The 20,616-nt window shown below is 71.9% G+C and carries 22 protein-coding genes and 1 rRNA gene; 7 read left to right on the top strand and 16 right to left on the bottom strand.

Annotation, left to right across the window (positions count from 1 at the left end):
- Positions 1 to 278: 278 nt before the first annotated feature.
- The gene (locus tag C5H89_RS13755) at positions 279 to 701 is read right to left on the bottom strand and encodes a hypothetical protein (RefSeq protein ID WP_240181868.1); all 423 of its coding nucleotides are present in this window, start codon (positions 699 to 701) and stop codon (positions 279 to 281) included.
- On the bottom strand, positions 698 to 1,123 hold the full coding sequence (locus tag C5H89_RS13750) for a hypothetical protein (RefSeq protein ID WP_104107573.1): 426 nt from the start codon (positions 1,121 to 1,123) through the stop codon (positions 698 to 700). The genes C5H89_RS13755 and C5H89_RS13750 overlap by 4 nt, the downstream gene beginning before the upstream one ends.
- Before the next feature lie 42 nt (positions 1,124 to 1,165).
- On the opposite strand from C5H89_RS13750, the gene dapD reads away from it, so the two are divergent.
- Together dapD and C5H89_RS13740 are read left to right on the top strand one after the other, a co-directional pair.
- Positions 1,166 to 2,110, top strand: coding sequence for a 2,3,4,5-tetrahydropyridine-2,6-dicarboxylate N-succinyltransferase (gene dapD, locus C5H89_RS13745; protein ID WP_104107690.1), 945 nt, complete (start codon positions 1,166 to 1,168; stop codon positions 2,108 to 2,110).
- 2 nt (positions 2,111 to 2,112) lie between these two features.
- Positions 2,113 to 3,087, top strand: a complete 975-nt coding sequence (locus tag C5H89_RS13740; protein ID WP_240181867.1) for a hypothetical protein — start codon at positions 2,113 to 2,115, stop codon at positions 3,085 to 3,087.
- Between the two features lie 40 nt (positions 3,088 to 3,127).
- Here C5H89_RS13740 and dapC read toward each other — a convergent pair whose 3' ends face one another.
- Both dapC and fdxA read right to left on the bottom strand, forming a co-directional pair.
- The gene (gene dapC, locus C5H89_RS13735; protein WP_275887124.1) at positions 3,128 to 4,279 is read right to left on the bottom strand and encodes a succinyldiaminopimelate transaminase; all 1,152 of its coding nucleotides are present in this window, start codon (positions 4,277 to 4,279) and stop codon (positions 3,128 to 3,130) included.
- 8 nt (positions 4,280 to 4,287) lie between these two features.
- On the bottom strand, positions 4,288 to 4,614 hold the full coding sequence (gene fdxA, locus C5H89_RS13730) for a ferredoxin (RefSeq protein WP_104107571.1): 327 nt from the start codon (positions 4,612 to 4,614) through the stop codon (positions 4,288 to 4,290).
- 52 nt (positions 4,615 to 4,666) lie between these two features.
- On the opposite strand from fdxA, the gene C5H89_RS13725 reads away from it, so the two are divergent.
- Positions 4,667 to 5,632, top strand: a complete 966-nt coding sequence (locus C5H89_RS13725; RefSeq protein ID WP_162799374.1) for a GNAT family N-acetyltransferase — start codon at positions 4,667 to 4,669, stop codon at positions 5,630 to 5,632.
- A 33-nt stretch (positions 5,633 to 5,665) separates the two neighbouring features.
- On the opposite strand, the gene C5H89_RS13720 is transcribed toward C5H89_RS13725, so the two are convergent.
- From C5H89_RS13720 to C5H89_RS13695, 6 genes are read right to left on the bottom strand one after another with little or no spacing between them, the layout of a single operon-like run.
- The gene (locus tag C5H89_RS13720; protein WP_104107569.1) at positions 5,666 to 7,429 is read right to left on the bottom strand and encodes a VanW family protein; all 1,764 of its coding nucleotides are present in this window, start codon (positions 7,427 to 7,429) and stop codon (positions 5,666 to 5,668) included.
- A gap of 9 nt (positions 7,430 to 7,438) precedes the next feature.
- Positions 7,439 to 7,813: a hypothetical protein gene (locus C5H89_RS13715; protein ID WP_104107568.1), complete on the bottom strand. Its 375-nt coding sequence runs from the start codon at positions 7,811 to 7,813 to the stop codon at positions 7,439 to 7,441.
- Entirely contained in the window at positions 7,810 to 8,715 is a 906-nt protein-coding gene (gene mshB, locus C5H89_RS13710) for an N-acetyl-1-D-myo-inositol-2-amino-2-deoxy-alpha-D-glucopyranoside deacetylase (protein WP_104107567.1), read from the bottom strand. Before mshB ends, C5H89_RS13715 begins: the two co-directional genes overlap by 4 nt.
- Before the next feature lie 9 nt (positions 8,716 to 8,724).
- Entirely contained in the window at positions 8,725 to 9,051 is a 327-nt protein-coding gene (locus tag C5H89_RS13705) for a hypothetical protein (protein ID WP_104107566.1), read from the bottom strand.
- The gene (locus tag C5H89_RS13700; protein ID WP_240181866.1) at positions 9,048 to 9,431 is read right to left on the bottom strand and encodes a (deoxy)nucleoside triphosphate pyrophosphohydrolase; all 384 of its coding nucleotides are present in this window, start codon (positions 9,429 to 9,431) and stop codon (positions 9,048 to 9,050) included. The genes C5H89_RS13705 and C5H89_RS13700 overlap by 4 nt, the downstream gene beginning before the upstream one ends.
- Positions 9,432 to 9,450: 19 nt before the next feature.
- Positions 9,451 to 10,494 (bottom strand): NADP-dependent oxidoreductase, encoded by a 1,044-nt coding sequence (locus tag C5H89_RS13695; RefSeq protein ID WP_104107564.1) that lies wholly within the window; start codon positions 10,492 to 10,494, stop codon positions 9,451 to 9,453.
- A gap of 23 nt (positions 10,495 to 10,517) precedes the next feature.
- Here C5H89_RS13695 and C5H89_RS13690 point away from each other — a divergent pair, with 23 nt between their 5' ends.
- Positions 10,518 to 11,609 carry a hypothetical protein gene (locus C5H89_RS13690; RefSeq protein WP_104107563.1) on the top strand — a complete coding sequence of 364 codons (1,092 nt, stop codon included), beginning with the start codon at positions 10,518 to 10,520 and terminating at the stop codon, positions 11,607 to 11,609.
- A 49-nt stretch (positions 11,610 to 11,658) separates the two neighbouring features.
- Here C5H89_RS13690 and C5H89_RS13685 read toward each other — a convergent pair whose 3' ends face one another.
- Positions 11,659 to 12,462 carry a thioesterase family protein gene (locus C5H89_RS13685; RefSeq protein ID WP_104107562.1) on the bottom strand — a complete coding sequence of 268 codons (804 nt, stop codon included), beginning with the start codon at positions 12,460 to 12,462 and terminating at the stop codon, positions 11,659 to 11,661.
- 293 nt (positions 12,463 to 12,755) lie between these two features.
- Here C5H89_RS13685 and C5H89_RS13680 point away from each other — a divergent pair, with 293 nt between their 5' ends.
- Positions 12,756 to 14,903 carry a DEAD/DEAH box helicase gene (locus C5H89_RS13680; RefSeq protein ID WP_240181865.1) on the top strand — a complete coding sequence of 716 codons (2,148 nt, stop codon included), beginning with the start codon at positions 12,756 to 12,758 and terminating at the stop codon, positions 14,901 to 14,903.
- 36 nt (positions 14,904 to 14,939) lie between these two features.
- Here the strand turns inward: C5H89_RS13680 and C5H89_RS13675 are convergent, their stop codons facing one another.
- A complete protein-coding gene (locus C5H89_RS13675) occupies positions 14,940 to 15,803 on the bottom strand; it encodes an alpha/beta fold hydrolase (protein WP_104107688.1) in 864 nt (287 codons plus the stop codon).
- Between the two features lie 165 nt (positions 15,804 to 15,968).
- Here C5H89_RS13675 and C5H89_RS13670 point away from each other — a divergent pair, with 165 nt between their 5' ends.
- Positions 15,969 to 16,403 (top strand): nitroreductase family deazaflavin-dependent oxidoreductase, encoded by a 435-nt coding sequence (locus C5H89_RS13670; RefSeq protein ID WP_104107560.1) that lies wholly within the window; start codon positions 15,969 to 15,971, stop codon positions 16,401 to 16,403.
- A 1-nt stretch (position 16,404) separates the two neighbouring features.
- Here the strand turns inward: C5H89_RS13670 and C5H89_RS13665 are convergent, their stop codons facing one another.
- Together C5H89_RS13665 and C5H89_RS13660 are read right to left on the bottom strand one after the other, a co-directional pair.
- On the bottom strand, positions 16,405 to 18,066 hold the full coding sequence (locus C5H89_RS13665; RefSeq protein ID WP_240181864.1) for a peptide chain release factor 3: 1,662 nt from the start codon (positions 18,064 to 18,066) through the stop codon (positions 16,405 to 16,407).
- 55 nt (positions 18,067 to 18,121) lie between these two features.
- On the bottom strand, positions 18,122 to 18,619 hold the full coding sequence (locus C5H89_RS13660) for an isoprenylcysteine carboxylmethyltransferase family protein (RefSeq protein ID WP_162799373.1): 498 nt from the start codon (positions 18,617 to 18,619) through the stop codon (positions 18,122 to 18,124).
- 77 nt (positions 18,620 to 18,696) lie between these two features.
- On the opposite strand from C5H89_RS13660, the gene C5H89_RS13655 reads away from it, so the two are divergent.
- A complete protein-coding gene (locus tag C5H89_RS13655) occupies positions 18,697 to 19,551 on the top strand; it encodes a hypothetical protein (RefSeq protein ID WP_104107557.1) in 855 nt (284 codons plus the stop codon).
- 33 nt (positions 19,552 to 19,584) lie between these two features.
- On the opposite strand, the gene C5H89_RS13650 is transcribed toward C5H89_RS13655, so the two are convergent.
- Both C5H89_RS13650 and rrf read right to left on the bottom strand, forming a co-directional pair.
- A complete protein-coding gene (locus tag C5H89_RS13650; protein ID WP_104107556.1) occupies positions 19,585 to 20,199 on the bottom strand; it encodes a hypothetical protein in 615 nt (204 codons plus the stop codon).
- Between the two features lie 215 nt (positions 20,200 to 20,414).
- Positions 20,415 to 20,531 (bottom strand): 5S ribosomal RNA (gene rrf, locus C5H89_RS13645).
- Positions 20,532 to 20,616: the final 85 nt, after the last annotated feature.

The raw sequence follows: 20,616 nt of genomic DNA, 5'->3' as shown, positions 1-20,616 counted from the left end.
GAGGACGACAGGGCTGCCGCGGTACCACCTCGCTTGCCCGTCTCACGACGGACCGCTCCGTTGAGGCTGTGACGGGCCCACCCGTCCGGTTCTACTGGGGTGCCGACCGGGATGTCGGACCTGTTCTTCCGGAAGGCTCGCCGCTGATGACGGCTCAGACGCCTGCCTAGATCGTACGGCGTCGGATCGCGGGCCCGCCAATCGCTTTCAGGCGAGGGGATGCGAGAGCACCGTGCCAACGCGTCCAACGCCTGTCCTGGGTTCCCGCCAGGCATCGCTCAGGGGCGGGTCTCCGGCTCCACGTGCCGCAGCCAGGCCAGCCCGACGAACGGCAGCACCAGCGGCACGAAGCCGTAGCCCTGGCCGTAGTGGGACCAGACCGTGTCGTCGGCGAACAGGCCGGGATCGAGCACCGTGGCGGTGCCGACCACGAGCACGCCGGCGAGCTCGAAGGCGCAGGCCGCCAGCGCGACGTGGAAGGCGCGCCGCCCCGGCCGCCGGAAGGCCAGCGTCGCCACCAGGTACACCACCGCGGCGACCGCGGAGAGCAGGTAGGCCACCGGGGCCTGGTCCAGCTTGGTGGCGATCTGGGCGCCGGCTCGGGCGCCCGCGGCGACGGCGAAGACGGCGTACGCGGCGATCAGGACCTGCCCCATCGCCCGCCGGCGGGCGGGGACCGGACGTGCGCCGGGGGTGCTCACCACGTCTGCTGCAAGCGGGTGACCAGGACGCACAGGGCCACCGCGGTGACCGCCAGGACGGCCAGGTGCGGGTCCGCGTGCTGGGGCACGTCCTCGACGGGGGCTGCCCCCTCCTTCGCCGGGTCCTCCGCCAGGTCCTCCGCCCCGTCCTCCGCCGGGTCCTCCGCCCGACGGCTCAGCAGCACCGCCGGCAGGCCCAGCGCCGCGACGGCGTAGCCGACGTGGGTGACCAGGGAGCCCACCTCGTGCCCCTGCAGCAGGGTGACCAGGTCCAGCACCACCACCACGACGGTCGCGAGCTGACCGACCCGCATCGCGGTGCGGGCCACCGGGGCGAGGGAACCGACGCCGATCCCCACCAGGGAGACCACGGCGACGAGGCCCAGATAGGCGGCGACGGCGTAGGTGAGGGCGGGATACACGTACTTGAGGGTATCGACCGTCCCCGTAGAGTTGCCCAGGTGATCCAGTCTGCCGCCTGGGGCTACGGCCTCGTGTCCCGTGATGCCTCCGACAACGTCCTCGACGTCTGGTTCCCCGCCCCCGCCCTCGGCTCCGCCGGCGACGCCGCCCAGGGCGCGCCCGCCGAGCTGACGGCCCTGGAGGGCAAGGACGAGGTACGCCGGGTGCGCACCGCCGTGGAGCTGGTGGAGATCGCCGACCTGTCCGCGGCCCCGGTCAGCACCCAGGACGCCTGGCTGCGGCTGCACCTGCTCTCGACCCGCCTGGTGGTGCCGCACTCGATCTCCCTGGAGGGCCTCTTCGGCCTCCTCACCAACGTGGTGTGGACCTCCGCCGGTCCTTGCGCGGTCGAGGGCTTCGAGGCGACCCGGGCCCGGCTGCGCGCCAGCGGTCAGCACGTCACCGTGTTCGGCGTGGACAAGTTCCCCCGGCTGGTCGACTACGTGATGCCCACCGGGGTCCGCATCGCCGACGCGGACCGGGTCCGGCTCGGCGCCCACCTGGCCAGCGGCACCACAGTGATGCACGAGGGCTTCGTCAACTTCAACGCCGGCACGCTGGGCGCCTCCATGGTCGAGGGCCGCATCTCGGCCGGCGTCGTGGTCGGCGACGGCTCCGACGTCGGTGGCGGCGCCTCGATCATGGGCACCCTCTCCGGCGGCGGCACCCAGGTGATCTCGGTCGGCGAGCGGTGCCTGCTCGGCGCCAACTCCGGCATCGGGATCTCGCTCGGCAACGACTGCGTGGTGGAGGCCGGCTGCTACGTCACCGCGGGCACCAAGGTGAGCGTCCGCGACGACGACGGCGAGCGGGTCGTCAAGGCAGCCGAGCTCTCCGGCGCCGACAACGTGCTGTTCCGCCGCAACTCGGTCACCGGAGCCATCGAGGCCGTCGCGTGGAAGGCCCAGGGCATCGCCCTGAACGCAGCTCTCCACGCCAACGACTAGCCGTGGCGGTACGGCGGTCCGGGGTCGCGCGGTGGGCGCTGGCGATCCTCGTCGCCGGCGCCTTGTTCGTGGGGGTGGGCCTCGTCTTCGACCGAGGGGTGGGCCCGCTCCTCGCGCGCGATGAGTGCATCGCCGAGGTCGACGGGCACACGGTGCGGCTCTCCCCGGAGCAGGCCGAGAACGCCGCGCTGATCGTGGCCATCTCGGTGCAGCGCGGCATGCCCGCCCGCGCGGCCTCCATCGCCCTGGCCACGGCGTACCAGGAGTCGAAGATCCTCAACATCAGCTACGGCGACCGGGACTCCCTGGGACTGTTCCAGCAGCGTCCCTCCCAGGGCTGGGGCACGCGCGAGCAGGTGACCGACCCCTACTTCGCGACCAACGCCTTCTACGACGCGCTGGACAAGATCGGCGACTACACGGCGCTGCCGATCACCGTCGCCGCCCAGGAGGTGCAGCGCTCGGCGTACCCCGACGCGTACGCCGACCACGAGAAGGACGCCCGCACCCTCGCCTCGGCCCTGACCGGGCACTCCCCCGAGGCGTTCACCTGCGTGGTGGACCAGGACGCCTCTGCGGCATCGCTCGAGCCGACCGAGACCGGCCTGACGGCGCGGGCCGACCTGGTGCGCCGTGACGTGGAGGCGGCGTTCGGCCCGCGCTCGTTCGGCGGCTTCGCCCCGGGCGGGGTGCGCGAGGGACACATGAAGGGCTCGGCGCACTACGAGGGACGGGCGGTCGACGTGTTCGTGCGCCCCGTCAGCCCCGACAACCGACGGCTCGGCTGGGCGATGGCCCACTACTTCGTGGCGCAGGCGGCCCGGCTGGACATCCAGACCGTGATCTTCGACGACCGGATCTGGCAGGCCCGGCGCTCCGACGACGGCTGGCGCGACTACCGGGTGCCGCGCTCCTCGTCGGGGGACCGGGCGATCCTGGAGCACCGGGACCACGTGCACGTGGACGTGCCTGCCTGAGCGCCGCGGGCAGCTCACCCCGGGCCCGCAGGTACGTCGATCAGGCGCGCAGCCGCGCGGCGGCAGCAGCCACCCGCTCGTCGGTCGCGGTGAAGGCGACGCGCACGTGGCGCCGTCCCGCCGCACCGTAGAAGGCGCCGGGGGCGACCAGGATCCCGCGGTCCGCGAACCACTGCACCGAGTCCCAGCAGGGCTCCTCGCGGGTCGCCCACAGGTAGAGGCTGGCCTCGCTGTGGTCGATCCGGAAGCCCGCGCCCTCCAGGGCCTCGCGCAGCACGGCCCGGCGGGCGGCGTACCGCGCGTGCTGGGCCACCACGTGCTCGTCATCGGCCAGCGTCGCGGCCATCACCCGCTGCTGCGGCTCGGGCATCTGCAGCCCGAGGTTCTTGCGAACCGCCAGGAGCTCCGCGACGACGGCCGCGTCGCCGGCGACGAACGCGCACCGGTAGCCGGCCAGGTTGGACCGCTTGGAGAGCGAGTGGACCGCGAGGATGCCCTCGTGGCTACCGCCGCTGATGTCGGGATGGAGCACGCTGCTCGGCGGCCGCTCGGCGTCCCAGGCGCACTCCAGGTAGCACTCGTCGGAGACCAGCAGCGTGCCCCGGTCCCGGCACCACTCCACGACCTTGCGCAGGTGCTCAGGCGGCAGCACCTGCCCGGTGGGGTTGGAGGGGCTGTTGAGCCACAGCAGCCGGGGCGTCCGCGGACCGATCGCGGTGAGGCTGTCCGCGGCCAGCACCTCCGCGCCCACCAGCGTCGCCCCCACCTCGTACGTCGGGTAGGCCAGCTCCGGCTGCACCACCAGGTCGCCGGGGCCGATGCCCAGGTGCAGCGGCAGCGCGCCGATCAGCTCCTTGGAGCCGATCACCGGCAGCACCGCGCCCTCGCCGGACCCGGGCCGCGGGTCCAGACGCAGTCCGGTCACGCCGAACCGGCGCTCCAGCCAGTCGATCGCCGCTTGCCGGGTCTCGACGTTGCCGATGGTGACCGGGTAGCCCGGAGCGTCCGCAGCCTCGCGGAGCGCCTGCTGGGCCACCTGCGGTGTGGAGTCGACCGGGGTGCCGACCGAGAGGTCGACGATCCCGTCCGGGTGTGACCGAGCACGCGCCGCGTGCTCGCTCAGCTGGTCCCAGGGGAAGTCCGGGAGCCGTGCGGAGACCGGGGTCGCCGCACGGCTGTGCAGATCTGCCACCGACGAGCTCAGTGGTCCTGGTTCTGCGGGGGCAGAGCGGCGACCATCGGGTGGTCCTTGTCGATCTCACCCATCTTCGCCGCGCCACCGGGCGAGCCGAGGTCGTCGAAGAACTTGACGTTGGCGTCGTAGTAGTCCTTCCACTCCTCCGGGGTGTCGTCCTCGTAGAAGATCGCCTCGACGGGGCAGACGGGCTCGCAGGCACCACAGTCGACGCACTCGTCGGGGTGGATGTAGAGCATCCGCTTACCCTCGTAGATGCAGTCGACGGGACACTCGTCGACGCACGCGCGGTCCTTGAGGTCGACACACGGCTGGGCGATGACGTAGGTCACCGGAACCTCCTGGGTTGGCGCGGATGGACTGGGCTCAGCCTAGTATCCCCGCGTGCCTGCATCCTCGGAACCCCAGCATCCGGGCGCCGCCCCCGGCGCCCACACGCTCGGACCACACGTGGTGGGGCAACGCGTCGTGGTCCGGCGGGTCCTGCCCGGCCAGACCGGCCCCTCGGGCGGACCCGCCCTGACCGACGTGCTGGGCATCTGCCGCAGCTGGACCCAGCAGAGCTGCGTGATCGAGCGCGCCGACGGGGACACCGTCGAGATCCGGGTCCGCGACATCGTCTCGGGCAAGCCGGTCCCGCCGCGCGCCTCGGTCCGGCAGCGGGTCACCGCGCGGGAGGCCGAGCTGCACACGCTCTCGATGTGGCCCGACCTGGACCGCTCCGACCTCGGTGACTGGGTGCTGCGCGCCGGCGGACTGCTGGAGCCTGAGCCGGAGCATCCCCGGGGACGTCTGGTCGCCCGGGCCAACTCCGTGCTCGCCATGGGCGACCCCGGGGTGCCGCTCCCGGAGGCTGCCTCCGCCGTGGCGGAGTTCTACTCGGCCCATGCCCAACCAGCGCTGGCCCAGGTCGAGGTGGACGGCGAGAACGACCAGGAGCTGACGCGGCTGGGCTGGACCGCCGCGCGGCCCGACGAGGGGGACGCGCTGTTCCAGGTGGCGTCGTTGGCACGGGTGCTGCGCACCGTGGGCCGGCCCCCGGGCACGGGCATGGTCCTTACCGAGGACGGGGACCGCGCCACGGTGAGCGTCGGCACGCACGCCCGGACCCGGGTGGCCCTGGACGGCGACTGGGCCGGCCTGCACGCGACCTGGGTCGCCCCGACGCACCGCAGGCAGGGCCTGGCGGTCGCGGTGATCGCGGAGGCCCTGGACTGGGCCGCCTCCCGCGGCGCGACCACGGCGTACCTGCAGGTGGTCGAGGACAACCATCCCGCGCTCGGCCTCTACCGGCGGCTGGGGTTCACCACCCACCACGCCTACCGGTTCCTGGCCGGGCCGACCGGCTAGGCGGCGCCGAGCGACCTGGTCTCTCGGGCGCGCCTAGCCCGCGGGGGGCGTGCAGACCACCGAGTCCGAGGGCGTGTAGGTGGTGCTGAACGTCTCGGTGCGCACCACCTTCTTGGAGCCCGGGGTGTGGAAGATCCGCTTCACGTCGACGTCGAAGCCGCCGTAGCCGGAGTTCGGGTAGCAGTCCTCGGTGTCCAGCGTCCGGGTCTGGGCCTGGGTGAAGTTGTAGCGCTCGCTGGTGCTGGAGGTGATGTCCCAGACCTTGGTGGACCACATGCTCACGGTCACCGAACCCTGGCTGGACGGCGAGCTGGGGCTCACCTTGGCGTCGATGAGGACCCCGTAGTCGGTGTTGTTGCGGAACCGCAGGTCCACCGCGCCCCACGCGACCGTGGCCTCGCGGCCCACCGGGTAGCGGTCGATGTAGAAGGAGTGGGGCTTGTGCTCCACGTCCTCCAGGCCCGCGAAGAACATCGCGTTGAACACCGTGGTGGCCATCTGCGACACCCCGCCGCCGAGGTCCTCCTTGAAGATCCCGTCGCTGATGATGAAGCCCTCGGTGAAGCCGTTCTCCCGGGTGCGCTCCCCCACGGTGTCGTTGAGCGAGAAGGTCTCCCCCGGCTTGAGCACGGTGCCGTCGATCAGCTCGGCCGCCCGGCCCAGGTTGACGTTGCGGTACTCGGCGTAGGGGAAGTACGTGGTGAAGCTGGAGACCTTCTCCTTGATCTGCAGCGCCTCGGCGTCCGCGGTCTTGAACTCGGCCTCGGCGACCGTGGAGTCGACAGCGAGGGTGCGCTGGCCCGTGGGGGCTGCCACCAGGTCGAGGAACGCGGCGTCGATCTGCCCCTGGTCGAAGGTGGCGCCCGGCTTGTCCGGGATCACCGTGGGCTGGCCGTTGACCAGCTCCACGGTGGCGTCGACCGGTCCGCCCTCGTCGGCCACCGCACCGTCCACGACGTCGGCCAGCGCTTCGGAGTCCAGCTGCGGCACCAGGGCACCGTCCTGCGGCACCAGCGAGAGCGCGGGAGTGTAGTCCGCGGGCGCCAGGCGCACGCTGCGGCCCTCGAACGTCAGGGTCACCGGCTCGCTCACGGCCTGGTTGGCGAACGAGGTGAGCGCCTGCTGCACGTCGGCCTCGTCGATCTCGGGCTCGGTCTCGACCAGCTCGACGCCGGCCTGCGCGGGCTCGCTGAGGTACGCCGTCTCCAGCGCCTCGCGGGCCGCCTCGCGGTCCAGCGACAGTCCGGTGCGGGCGTTGCGGGTCTTGACCTCGCCACCCTTGAACGTGACCGCGCCCTCCTTGGCGGGTCGCCCGGCCTCGGAGTCGACCTGGTCCAGCAGCGCCGACATCGCGCCTTCGTCCACGACGACGTCGGCCTCGAGGTCGTCACCGCCGGTGAAGTAGTCCCACAGCCGGCCCGGGGACCAGGAGTCCTTCCCGCCCGCGTCGGCCACCGACGACTGGTAGTCCACCGAGAGACCGGCCTGCTCCGGGGTCACCGAGCGCGGAGTCCCGTCCACGACCAGCTCGATGGGGGCCGCCGCTCGCTCTGCCAGCCCGCGCTCGAGCACCTTGGCCGCCTGCTCCGGGCTGTGGCCGCCGATCTTCACCCCCGAGACGGTGGCGCCGCGGGGCACCTTGTCCCCGGCGAGCTGGTGGGCGAGGGCATAGCCACCCAGCACCAGCACCAGCAGGCCCAGCAGGAGCAGGGCGACGACGCGACCGCCCGCCTTCTCCTGCTCGTCGTCGACGGGCCCGCGAGCGGGCTGAGGGGCTGCTGACTTGGATCCGAGCACGCGGCGAGTCTAGGAGGAAGGACCTACATCTGGCAGATCGCGGACCCGACGTGCACTGGACAGGCTCACCACTCCCCACCCTCCGACCACCAGACCGAGGATGAGCAACACGTAGCCCTTGGGCCCGTCGGCGATCAGGAAGTCCCCTTCGGGCCGGGGAGTCATGCAGTAGCCCAGCGCCAGCACCCAGCCCGCCGCGAACGGCAGTCGGGCCCACCAGCCGGGCGGTAGCGCGACCAGGACGCAGCAGGCGGCCGCGTAGGCCAGCAGCAGCGCCCACCACCCGTTGCCGTGCAGCAGCACCGCGGCCACACCCGACACCGCACCGATGACCGCGAGCAGCAGCGCGGCCAGCACGTGCAGCAGCCTGGGCGCGCGGCTCACAGCCCCGCGAAGAGGTCGGTCTCGAGTCCGTCGGGACCGACCGGGCCAAGGGACCCCTTGGCCATCCGGTAGTACTCCACGCCCCAGGCGGTGGCCCCGACGTTGTTGGACAGCGCGAAGAACGGGCCGTCGGTGGTGATCTGCGTCGCGTGGGCGGCCAGGGCCGCCATCTTGGTGTCCACGTAGTCGCGGGCGTCGACCGCGGCGGCGAGGTCCGCGTCGGGGGTCACGAAGTGCGGCAGCGGGCCGTCGGGGTCCATGCCCTCGAAGCTGGCGGTGTCCCCCGCCTCGCGCAGCATGCGCAGCCCCTCGCGCATCTTGGACTCCGACATCGCCCCCCAGTAGACCTTCGCCACGTCGTGCGCCTCGCCGAGCTCGCGCCGGTAGGAGGGCACCGCCGCCAGGGAGACGGCGTACGTCGCCACCCGGTGCGCCTGGATGTGGTCGGGGTGGCCGTAGCCGCCGAACTGGTCGTAGGTCACCAGCACCTGGGGGCGCACCTCGCGGATCACCTCCACCAGGTGGTCGGCCGCCTCGGTGAGGTCGGCGCGCCAGAAGGCGTTGTCGTGGATGTCGTCCGCGGCGACGGCGTGGCCGTCGGGGTGCCACTTCATCCCGGAGTCGCGGTAGCGCCCGAAGCCGCCCAGCCAGCGGTGGTCGGTGACGCCCAGCGCCTTCATCGCCGCCGCGAGCTCGCCCTTGCGGTGCTCGCCCAGGCGGTCGTCGGCCTCAGCGCCGAGGTGCTCCAGCTCGGGGACCAGGATCTCCCCCATCTCTCCCGCGGTGCAGGTCACCAGGGTGACGCCGCGACCCTCGGCCACGTACTTCGCCATCGTGGCGCCCTGACCGATGGACTCGTCGTCGGGGTGGGCGTGCACGAGCAGGAGGCGCTGGTCAGTCATGGAGCGAGCCTAGTCGTCCCTACCAGCGGCACCGGACCGGCCGCCGGGGCGCTTGATCCGCCGGGGCGCATCGGGCAGGGCCGGTGGCAGCGGTGCGTCGGCGCCGGACACGGAGTCGCCGACCTCGTCGAGCCACCCGTCGTACTCGTCGACCAGGAGCTCGAGCAGGAACCCGGGCGCGTCGCTGAGCACCGCCCAGGGGTGGTCCTCGTCGTCGTCCTCGCCCGCCAGGCGCTCGCGCTCCACCTGGGCGGCGTACCCGTCGCCGACCAGCCGGGAGGCGACCGCGCGGGCGTCGTCCTCGTCGAAGAAGACCGCTCGAGGGACGGTGCTCATGCCGAGAGCACCTCCGCCAGCTCGGCCAGGAACGGCCGGTCCGCCTCCAGCCAGTCCACCGAGTCGAGCTCGTCCGCGCTCAGCCAGCGCAGCTCGTCGTGCTCGAGCGGCACCGGGACGCCACGCACCAGCCATGCCACGGCGACGCTCAGCTCGTGTCCCCCGGGCAGGGGCACGACCGGGTCCAGCCAGGTGCTGACCTCGATGCCGCACTCCAGCTCCTCGGCGATCTCGCGGACCAGCGCCTCGTCGGGCGCCTCGCCCTCCTCCACCTTGCCGCCCGGGAACTCCCAGCGCCCCGCGGCCGCGGCCGGCTGGGTACGCCGCGCCGCGAGGACCCGACCCTGGTCCACGATCGCGGCACCCACCACCAGAGCCATCGCCCTCAGCCCTCCCTGCTCAGGCCGACGTCGGGTCGGCGCCGACCCGGACGACGGTCTTGCCGAAGTTGCGGCCCGAGAGCATGCCCCGGAACGCCTCGGGCGCGTTGTCCAGGCCGTCGACCACGTGCTCGCGGTAGCGCACCGACCCGTCGGCGACCCACGCTGACATCTCGCGGACGAAGTCGGCCTCGTGCTCGGCGACGAACTCGTCCTGGATGAAGCCGCGGATGGTCAGGCTCAGGCTGAGCACCCGGCCCATGAAGCCGGGCAGCTGGTCGGGGCCCTGCGGCGCGGAGGTCGCGTTGTAGTTGGCCACCAGCCCGCAGACCGGGATCCGGGCGAACTTGTTGAGCCGGCGGGAGACGGCGTCGAAGACCGGTCCGCCGACGTTCTCGAAGTAGACGTCGATGCCGTCGGGGGTGGCCGCCTCGAGGTCCTCGCGGAACGTGGGCGAGCGGTGGTCGACCGCGGCGTCGAAGCCGAACTCCTCGATCAGGGCGCGGCACTTCTCCTCGCCGCCGGCGATGCCGACCGCGCGGGCCCCCTTGAGCTTGGCGATCTGGCCGACCGCGGACCCGACCGGGCCGGTCGCGGCGGCCACCGCGACGGTCTCGCCCGGCTGGGGGCGGCCGATCTGCAGCAGCCCGGCGTACGCCGTGAAGCCGGGCATGCCGAGCACGCCCAAGGCGGTGGAGACCGGCGCGGCGGCGGGGTCCAGCGAGCGCATGTGGCGGGCGTCGGCCACCGCGTAGGTCTGCCACCCGGTGTAGGCGAGCACCAGGTCGCCGACCTTGCGACGGTCCGAGCGGGACTCCACCACCTCGCAGACGGTCGCGCCCTGCATGACCTGGCCCACCTCCCAGGGGGCGGCGTACGACTTGGCCGCACTCATCCGGCCCCGCATGTAGGGGTCCAGGGACAGGTAGACCGTGCGCAGCAGCACCTGGCCCTCCGCGAGCTCCGGGAGGTCGGTGGTGACCGTGCCGAACGTCGAGTCGTCGGGCTCGCCCACGGGGCGGGCGGCCAACGTGATCTGGGTCGTCTTGGCGGAGGTCGTCATGGCCCGAGACTACGGTGGCCTGCATGGCTGAGCCCAACGACGCCGTGGTCGGCGTACACCTGCGACGGACCCAGGAGAACGACGCCGAGATCGACGCCCTGGCTGACGTGCTGGGCGGGCGCGCCGGCCTGGAGGACCTGCTGTCCAACCTGAAGTTCCAGGCGCGGAAGTCGCTCGCCGGGCGACTGATGGGGCGCGCTGTGAACCGGGCGATCACCTGGGACGCCCACGACCGGCGCGACCCGGTGTGGTGGCCCCAGGGCATCACCTCCTCGGCCGATGCCAGCGAGACCGGCGAGGTCCACGGCCGCCGGTTGCTGGTCACCACCTGGTACTCCAAGCCCGTCGACGGGGTGGCGCGCGGATCCCGGCTCACGTTCCTGGACCTCGACACGCTCCGGTACCGGCACGTGCTGCTGGTCGTGCCGGAGCTCGACGACCAGGGGCGGCTGCAGCTGGGCGGCCTGCGCATCCACGCTGGCGGCATCGTGTGGGCCGGGCCCTACCTGCACATCGCGGCCACCGCCCGCGGCTTCGTGACCTGCCGGGTGGAGGACCTGATGCGGGTGCCGGGGGACAACGAGCGCCCGGACCAGATCGGCGTCGTCGACGGCCGGGTGGCCTCCTTCGGGCACCACTACGTGCTGCCGGTGCGCTTGACCCACAAGGCGTACGCCGACGACGGGGTCACCAAGCTCCGCTACTCCTTCCTCTCCCTGGACCGCCGGTCCGACCCGCCGGGGCTGCTGGCCGGGGAGTACGGCCGGGGCGCCCAGACCACCCGGCTCGCCCACTTCGACCTCGACCCCGAAACCTGGCTGCCGGCCACCGACGAGGACGGCTGGTCCCGGCCCCTGCTCGAGGACCGCGGCCTGGCACGGATGCAGGGGGCCGTGGTGGCTCGGGGCCGGCACCACGTCACCGTCTCCAACGGGCCGTCCACGCCCGGCTCGGTCTTCACCGGGTCGCCCGGCGCCCTGCGGCGCAGGCGGTGGGCCGTCCCGGTGGGGCCGGAGGACCTCACCTACTGGCCCTCGGAGGACGCCTTGTGGACCGTCACCGAGTACCCCCGGCTGCGATACGTGGCCAGGATGTCCCGCAGCTGGTTCGACTGACCGGCGGCGGCGCCTCGAACCGCGCCGCCTCGAAGGTGGACGAGCCGGGTCAGCGGGGGGTCATGGCCAGCTGACGCGACTGCGCCACCAGCCGCCCTGCGGAGTCCCAGACCTCGCAGTCCTCCTCGAACATCCCCCCGGCCAGGTTGCTGGTGTGCGTGCGCACCCGCAGCCAGCCCGGCGCCGGGACCGCGCGCACGTGGACGCTCAGCTCCAGGGTCGGCGCCCAGCCCATCATGCCCAGGTCGAAGGCGACCGGGGGCAGCGCGTCGACGGCGAGCAGCAGCGCCAGCACGTCGGGCTCCCGCCCGTCCTTGAGCCGGAGCCACGCCCGCAGGTCGCCGCGCCCGCTGGGCTGGCCCATCGCCCAGCCGACGCACTCGGGGTCGAAGAGGGTGTCGAAGCGGTCCACGATCGGAGCCATCCTCCGGAACTCCTCCGGTGCCAGGTCGCCCGAGACGCACTCCTCGCGGGCCGGCAGCTCGAAGGGCACCGCCGTGGTGCGTACGTCGGCCGGCAGCCGCGCGTGGTCGCCGTACGTCGCCAGCACCGCGATCCGCTGGGCTCCGTCCTGGCTGAGGTCCGCTGCCACGGTGGCGACGGTGCGACCCTCGCGGAGCACCCGGGTGCTGATCGTGGCGGGACCGGGGACCGCGGCAGCGATGTAGTGGGCACTGATCGCTAGCGGGTCCGGCTTGTCCGCCAGGGTGTGGCGGATGGCGTTGCCGATCGTGGCCAGGGTGATGCCGCCGTTGATGCCACCGCCGATGTGCCAGCCGTCGCCGAGCTCGGCGGCGTACTGCCCGTCGCCGGTGGGGGTGATGCCGATCGCCTCGTCGAACTCAGTCGCCATGCGCGGAAGGGTACGCACCGAGGGCGGTGGCTGTCGGACCGGCGCTCGGGTGGCTGGCCCGCGCCGCGGACCGACGGCCGCTCCTCGGAAAAATGACCTCTGCTGTGACCTTCGCCGATCACGCGCTACGATCGTGCTCGCACGGCCCCGGAGTGTGGCTCGTCTGCACCACTCCTCCGAGAGGCTCGCTCTCCCCGTGAGAGTCGTTCCGCCGCGATCGTCGGCCGCGCCCCACCGAGAACCACTGTCAGGGCCCAGAACCGGCGCCCCACCACGCACTGGCGAGGAGGACCTTGTCCGGCCAGACCAAGTCCGCGACCCGCGGCAACCGCGCGAGCCGGCGACCCAAGCGGGCTCGCCGACTCGACAACGAGGGGATCATCCCGGTCCTCGCACGCGCCGTCCGCGAGATCGAGAGCGAGGCCCAGCGCGGCCGCGTCTCCCCCTCGGCACGCACCCGCTTCCAGGTGGTCGCCCTGCTGGTGCGCGAGGAGCGGGCCCGGGTCAAGGCCGACGCCGAGGCGACTGAGGCCCAGCGCGCCGAGCAGCTCAAGCGGCTCGACGGCGTGGCCACCATCCTGGCCAAGACCGCTGCGCGGGACACCAGCCTGCTGATGCTGCTCGCCGAGGACGCGGAGGTCAGCGACGCCGCGCGCGCGCTGCGGCGCAAGATGATCGCCCAGGCCGGCCTGGAGGCCCCCGAGGAGGAGACCCCCGAGGCTCCCGAGGGCGAGGCCCCCGCGGTGACCGAGCGCCGGGTGGTGCCGCAGACGGTGCTGGCCCGCCAGCTCGCCAACCCGTTCCAGGCCCCCGACTTCGACGCCGTCGCCAAGCGGATCGAGCCCAAGACCCATCGGCTCGCGAACTGGGAGCTGATCGGCCCCCTGCTGCGCTCCTTCGAGCTGGCCAACGGTGCCCCCGCGTGCCTGGAGATGCCCGACCCGAAGCTGCGGCGCACCCGCGACGGCCTGGAGATGATGCGTCACCAGGCCCAGCTGGTCGCCTCGGTCCAGGAGGGTCACCGGACCTTCCTGCTGGCCGACGAGCCCGGACTCGGCAAGACCGCGCAGGCGCTGCTCGCCGCGCAGGCCGCCGACGCCTACCCGCTGCTCGTCGTGGTGCCCAACGTGGTGAAGACCAACTGGGCGCGCGAGGCCAAGATGTGGACCCCGCGGCACAAGGCGACCGTGATCCACGGCGACGGCAACGACATCGACGGCTTCGCCGACATCGTCATCGTCAACTACGAGGTGCTGGACCGCCACGTGGGTTGGATCGGGGACCTGGGGTTCAAGGGGATGGTCGTCGACGAGGCGCACTTCATCAAGAACCGGAAGTCCCAGCGCTCCCAGCACGTGCTGCAGCTGGCCGACCGGATCCGGGCCCGGCACGTGCGCCCGCTGATGATGGCCCTGACCGGCACCCCGCTGATCAACGACATCGAGGACTTCACCTCGATCTGGCAGTTCCTGGGCTGGATCGACGAGCAGAAGCCCATGCCGGAGCTGATGGCCCGGCTCGAGGAGACCGGACTCACGCCCGAGGACAAGGCCTTCTATCCCGCCGCCCGTCGCGCCGTGGTGGACATGGGCATCGTGCGGCGTCGCAAGGTCGACGTCGCCGCCGACATCCCCGCGCGCCGCATCGCCGACATCCCCGTCGAGCTCGACGACGAGGCAGGACGCTCCATCCGCGAGGCCGAGCGCGAGCTGGCCCGCCGCCTGGTGGAGCGCTACGACCGGGTGATCGCGGCCCGCAAGCCCGAGCACCGCGCGGCGAGCCTGGTCGACGGCATCGACGAGGAGCTGGTGCGCCGGGTCGCGGAGTGGGAGCGCGACGAGACCGACGACAACGCCGCCGGCGAGAACGTCTTCTCGATGATCCGTCGCATCGGCACCGCCAAGGCTCCGCTGGCCGCCGACTACGCGACCCAGCTGGCCCGCAGCGTCGGCAAGGTGGTGCTCTTCGCCAAGCACGTGGACGTGATGGACACCTGCGAGGAGATCTTCCAGCGGCGCGGCATCCGCTACGCCTCCATCCGCGGCAACCAGACGCCCAAGGTGCGCGAGAAGAACATCGACGCCTTCGTGAACGACCCCGACGTCGCCGTGGTGGTCTGCTCGCTGACCGCCGCCGGGGTCGGCCTCAACCTGCAGGTCGCCTCCAACGTGGTGCTGGCAGAGCTGTCGTGGACCGACGCCGAGCAGACCCAGGCGATCGACCGGGTGCACCGGATCGGCCAGGAGGAGCCGGTCACGGCCTGGCGGATCATCGCCGCCCAGACGATCGACACCAGGATCGCCGAGCTCATCGACAGCAAGGCCGGCCTCGCCGCCCGCGCGCTCGACGGCTCGGACGAGGAGGTCACCGCCTCGGCCGACATCCAGGTGGAGGCGATGGTGGCACTGCTCACCAACGCACTGCGGGCCCGGGGTCGCTGACCCCAGTGGGGTGAGTCCGCGTCGTACGGCGCGGGCTCAGGCCTCGGACACGTGGCCGGGCGTGGTGGCGATGAAGTCGCCCAGCAGGTCGGCGAACCGGTCTGGGTCCTCGAGGTGCGGGAAGTGGCCCGCACCCTCGAAGAGCTCGACGCGGGCCTCGGGCACCGACTTCTGGGCGCTGATCGCGTGCCAGGCGGGGATCATCCGGTCCTTGGAGCCCCAGACCAGCATGATCGGGATCGGCAGCGGCACCACGTCGGCGAGGTGGTCGTGGGCGCTCACCGTCTGCCCACCGGGGTCCACCACGGCCCGGGTGGTGGCCAGGAACGCCTTCCGGCTCTCCCTGTCGCCCAGGGAGGTGAACCCGCGCCAGATCGCGCCGATGTCGGCTCCGGGCTTCCACCCGACCTTCGCAGCGGCCCTGCCGACCGCCTCCACCCGGGTGAGCACCCACCGCGAGGCGATGACGCCGAGCACCTGCTCGGCGCCGGGCAGCGTCGCGGAGCGCAGCAGCGGGCTGACCTCGCGCCCCAGTCCCCCGCTGGCCACCAGCACCAGCCGCTCGACCCGCTCGGGGAAGAGGTAGAAGAACTGCATGGCGATCCCCCCGCCCAACGAGTGACCCACCAGGGTGACCGTGTCGATCTCGAGACGGTCCAGCAGGTCGCGCAGGGTCGCGGCGTGCGAGCTGAGCGAGTAGTCCCCCATCGGCTTCGCGGAGGCGCCGTGGCCGAAGAGGTCGGGCACGATCACCCGCTCGGTGTCGTCCATCCGGTCCACCAGGTGCTTCCAGTTGTACTGGGAGCCGAGGATGCCGTGGATGAAGAGCACCACTGGCCCCTCTCCGGCGTCGACGTAGGAGAGCTCGTGGCCGTGCAGGACGATCGTCTGCGGGGACATCTGCTGCACCGGGTCCTCCTGGGCCTGCGCGTGGGGTGGGTCTGATCCCAACGTAGTCCTGCCCGGGCCCCCCGAGCGCGCCGAGTGACGCACGTCGCGGCACCGCGACCAGCAGACGGACGCCATGTCTGGCGTTCGCCACCCCCCGCGTGCTGACATGGGCGCATGACACTCAAGGGCGAGTACGTACCGAGTCCCGAGCAATGGGTCCGCGACCAGGTCGCGGCCTACGAGGCCTCGAACGGGGCCGAGGCCAACACCATCATGGACCGACCGATCGTGGTGATCACCTCGCAGGGGGCTCGCTCGGGCAATCTGCGGAAGAACCCGGTGATGCGCGTGGAACACGACGGGGTGTACGCCGCCGTCGCCTCCAAGGGCGGAGCACCGGAGCACCCGGTGTGGTTCCACAACTTCGTCGCCAACCCGCGCGTGGAGCTCCAGGACGGTGCGGAGAAGCACGAGTACGTCGCCCGGATCGCCACCGGCGCCGAGCGCCAGGAGTGGTGGGAGCGCGCCGTCGCCGCATACCCGCCGTACGCGGAGTACCAGCAGAAGACGGACCGCGAGATCCCGGTCTTCCTGCTCGAGCGCGCCTGACTCAGCGGTCCCCCGCGATCAGCGGCTCCAGCGTCAGCTCGGGGTGGTCGCGCTCGATCACGGTGACCCGCCACTTGTCCGGGAGGAGTGCGAGCAGGGTCCCGTCGTTGCGCTCCATCACCTCGACGCCGCGGACGCGGGCGAGCTCGGGCGCGGACGCGGCGTCGGTGCGCCGGGCCTGGGTGTAGCTCAGCGGCTCCAGCCGGACGGGCGCGCCGAACTCGCTCTCCATCCGGGCTTGGGCCACCTCGAACTGCATCGGACCGACGGCGGCGAGCACCGGTGACTGCTGGCCGCGCAGGTCCGAGCGCAGCACCTGCACCACGCCCTCGCCGTCGAGCTGGTCGATGCCGCGGCGGAACTGCTTGAACCGGCCGCTGTCCTTGGCCGTCGCCACTGCGAAGTGCTCGGGCGCGAACGTCGCGATCGGCGGGAAGGAGACCGGCTCGTCGACGTAGATGGTGTCGCCGATCTTCAGCGCCATCGCGTTGACCAGGCCGATGATGTCGCCCGGGTAGGCGGTGTCGATGACCGCGCGCTCCCGACCGAAGATCGCCTGGGCGTACTTCGTTGCGAAAGGTCGCCCGGTCTGGGCGTGAGTGGCGATCATCCCGCGCTCGAAGACGCCCGAGCAGACCCGGGCGAAGGCGACGCGGTCGCGGTGGTTGGTGTCCATCCCCGCCTGCACCTTGAACACGAAGGCGCTGAACGGTGCTGTCACGTCGCGGACCTCCAGGGGCCGGCCCTCGGAGTCCTCGGGGCCGTGCCGGAACGGGACCGCCGGCGGGGCCAGCTCGACCAGCGTCTCCAGCACCGCCGAGACCCCGAAGTTGGAGATGGCGGAGGCGAACAGCACCGGGGTCGTGAAGCCTGAGAGGAACAGGTCCTGATCGTGGTCGGCGCCGTCGGATGAGAGCAGCTCGGACTCCTCGACCGCGGCGTGCCACACGTCGCCCACCTGGGCCGCCGCCGCGTCTCCACCCATCCGGGCCTCGGGTGCCCGGGTCGCACCGCCGGCCGTCCGCGTGTACGCGATGTAGTCGCCGCTGCGTCGGTCGAGCACCCCGCGGAAGTCGCCCGCGATCCCGACCGGCCAGGTCAGCGGCGTGGGGACCAGCTTGATCTTCTCCTGGATCTCCTCCATCAGCGTGAGGGCGTCGAGCCCGGGCCGGTCCCACTTGTTGATCACCGTGATCACCGGGATCCCCCGCGCCTTGCAGACCCGGAACAGCTTCAGCGTCTGCGGCTCCAGGCCCTTGGCGGCGTCGACCAGCATCACGGCCGCGTCCACCGCGGAGAGCACCCGGTAGGTGTCCTCGGAGAAGTCGGAGTGGCCGGGGGTGTCCACCAGGTTGACCACGTGTCCGTCGTAGGAGAACTGCAGGGCCGCGGAGGTGATCGAGATGCCGCGCTCCTTCTCCATCTCCATCCAGTCCGAGACCGTGGAACGTCGACCGGCCTTGCCGTGGACGGCCCCGGCCTCGGTGATCACCTGGGCGTGCAGAGCCAGCGCCTCGGTCAGCGTCGACTTCCCCGCGTCGGGGTGGCTGATGACCGCGAAGGTACGGCGTCGTGCCGCCTCGCGCACCACGTCCTTGTGCCGCGCGGCAGCGCCGGGGGTCGCGCCGGAGGTGGAGTGGTCGGTGGTGGGCGTGGAAGTCACAGGGTCCTGAATCGTCGAGAGGTCGCCCGGCGAGAGCGGCACGGGCCCGCCCATTCTACGAGGCCGTTCCACCTCGTCCGCGCCGAAGACGCCTCAGCGTCCCCCGAGGACCCAGCCAGCGCGGCACGCGGGCGCGGTAGTCGGCGTACTCGGCGCCGAACTTGGCGCTGAGCGCCTGCTCCTCGGCCGCGATCTGGGTGCGCTCCATGACCTGCACGAATCCCACGGCGACCAGCAACGCCGGCAGGGAGCGCAGCCGCACCGCGTTGGCGACCAGCAGACCGGTCATGCCGACGTACATCGGGTTGCGGGAGAACTGGTTCGGACCGCTGGTCACCAGGCTCGTGGTGCGGTCGGGGTGCAGCGGGTGGACCGTGGTGTGCTGCTTGGCGAAGCGTGCGGCGGTGGTCGCCGCGAGGGCGACCGACAGCGCGCCGATGGCAACCGCCGCGGCGGTCGTGCTCGAGTGCGGCGCGCCCCTGCCGGGCAGGACCTGCTGGCCGAGCAGCCCGGCGACCACCAGCACGGGCGGCGGCAGGCGACGTTCTTCCATGGCGCAACGGTAGCGGCTGCGCGCCGCGAGGTCACCGGTCCAGCGCACGCGATCAGCCTCGGCCCTAGGCTCCTGGCGTGACCGACGTACTGCTTGCCACCTTCAGTCTGCTTCCTGACGGCGAGCCCGGTGGGGACCTGCTGCTCAGCGCTCTGGCCGAGCGCGGCGTCACCGCCCGCTGGGCCGTCTGGGACGACAGGGCCGTCGACTGGGCGGCGGTAGACCTCGTGGCGGTGCGCGCCACGTGGGACTACCACCGACGTTGCCCGGAGTTCCTCGCTTGGGCCCGGGCCACGGCTGCCAGCACCCGGGTGCTGAACGGCCCCGAGGTCTTCGCCTGGAACGCCGACAAGGCCTACCTGAACGCATTGGCGGACCACGTCCCGGTGGTGCCGACGCGACTGCTCGACGACGCCACCCTCGCGACCGGGCTCAAGGCCGAGACCGCCCGGTGGGGCACGGTCGTGGTCAAGCCGCGTACCGGCGCCGGGGGAATAGGGGTGGTGCTGGCCACCAGCTCCAGCGACCAGCGCCTCGAGGGTCTCGTCGCGGGACCGTGGATCGTGCAGCCGCTGGTCGAGAGCGTCCGGACGGTGGGAGAGGCCTCGGTCTTCGTGTTCGACCAGGCTGCGGCCACCCAGGTGGCCAAGGTCGCCGCAGCCGAGGAGATCCGGGTCCACGAGTCGTACGGCGGCACCTCGCGGGTGGTGCCGCTGGGCTCCGAGCAGCGCGATCTCGCCGAGCGCACGGTCCGAGCCGCCGCTGGGATCCTGGGCATGGAACTCCCCTACGCCAGGGTCGACCTCATGCACTGGGACGGTGCGTGGGCGGTCAGCGAGCTTGAGCTCATCGAGCCCGGGCTCTACCTGGAACTGGAGCCGGCCAACGCCGAGCGGTTCGCCCAGATGGTGGGCAAGTCGCTCGGTCGTTGACCGGCGGGGTTCTAGGCGGCGTGCGGGCTGAGGTCAGCCAGCCGCGAGCGTCTCGACGATGCCGTCGCCGAGGCTCTCGGCGACCTTGGCGTCGCTGGTGCTGATGGTGATGCTGGTCAGACCCACCTCGGTCTCCACGATCAGCGCCTGCGCGTGCACGACGCCGTCCTGCACGGGCAGGTCATAGGTGACGCGGGCCGCGTCGCCCGCCTCGGTCTCGAGGCGCTCGATGCCCTGGACCGTGGCTCCCAGAGTCAGGAACTCCGCCTCGATCTGGGTGTCGTTGGGCAGCTTGTCCCCTGCCTCAGAGACGTTGATGTTGTCCAGGAAGCCGTTCTTCGCGCCGTCGCCCGAGGCGAGGTAGAGCTGGATGCCGCCCATCATCTCCTCGAACTGCTCGGGCGTGACGTTCAACCGGCCGGCCAGCTCCTTGACCGCGTCGTTGTCGGCGCTGCCCTCTGCCATCTCGCTGGCGTCCAGGACGGTCCATCCCTCGGGAGCCGTGAAGCTCACGCCGAGGGCGTTCACCCGGCCCTCGGCCGAGGCGCTCTCGCTGGCCTTGGCGGGCTCCTTGTCCTCGGAGTCGCCTGAGCAACCGGTGAGCAGGAGAAGGGCGGTGATAAAGGAGGCGAGCAGTGTTCGATTCATGCACTAACGATAAGTGGCATTCATGATCCTATTTACCGCGTTACGGGTGCCGTGTGATGCCCCCCACAGACTATTTCGCAAACCTGCCCTGAATTCCCAGGCATAGGCGGGCAAACCGTTCTCAGCAACCTTTGGTCAGCCACCCAAGGCCGCGCTATCGCCTGGTGAAATGCGAAAGAGGGGCCGCCATAAGGCGGCCCCTCTTCCAAATTATTGTCCGGCGGCGTCCTACTCTCCCACAGCCTCTCGGTTGCAGTACCATCGGCGCTGAAAGGCTTAACTTCCGGGTTCGGGATGGGACCGGGTGTTTCCCTTTCGCTATGGCCGCCGTAACTCTTGTGGTCAACACACCCATGGGTGTGGACCAAGTCTTGGTTGGTGTTCGTTGTTCAGTTGTCACAACCGTGTCAAACCCTG

This window comes from Nocardioides sp. 616 (genome assembly GCF_002930065.1).
Taxonomy (GTDB): Bacteria; Actinomycetota; Actinomycetes; order Propionibacteriales; family Nocardioidaceae; genus Nocardioides; species Nocardioides houyundeii.
The sequence above is the reverse complement of the archived record's forward strand: the minus strand, read 5'-3'. Positions and strand labels throughout refer to the sequence as shown.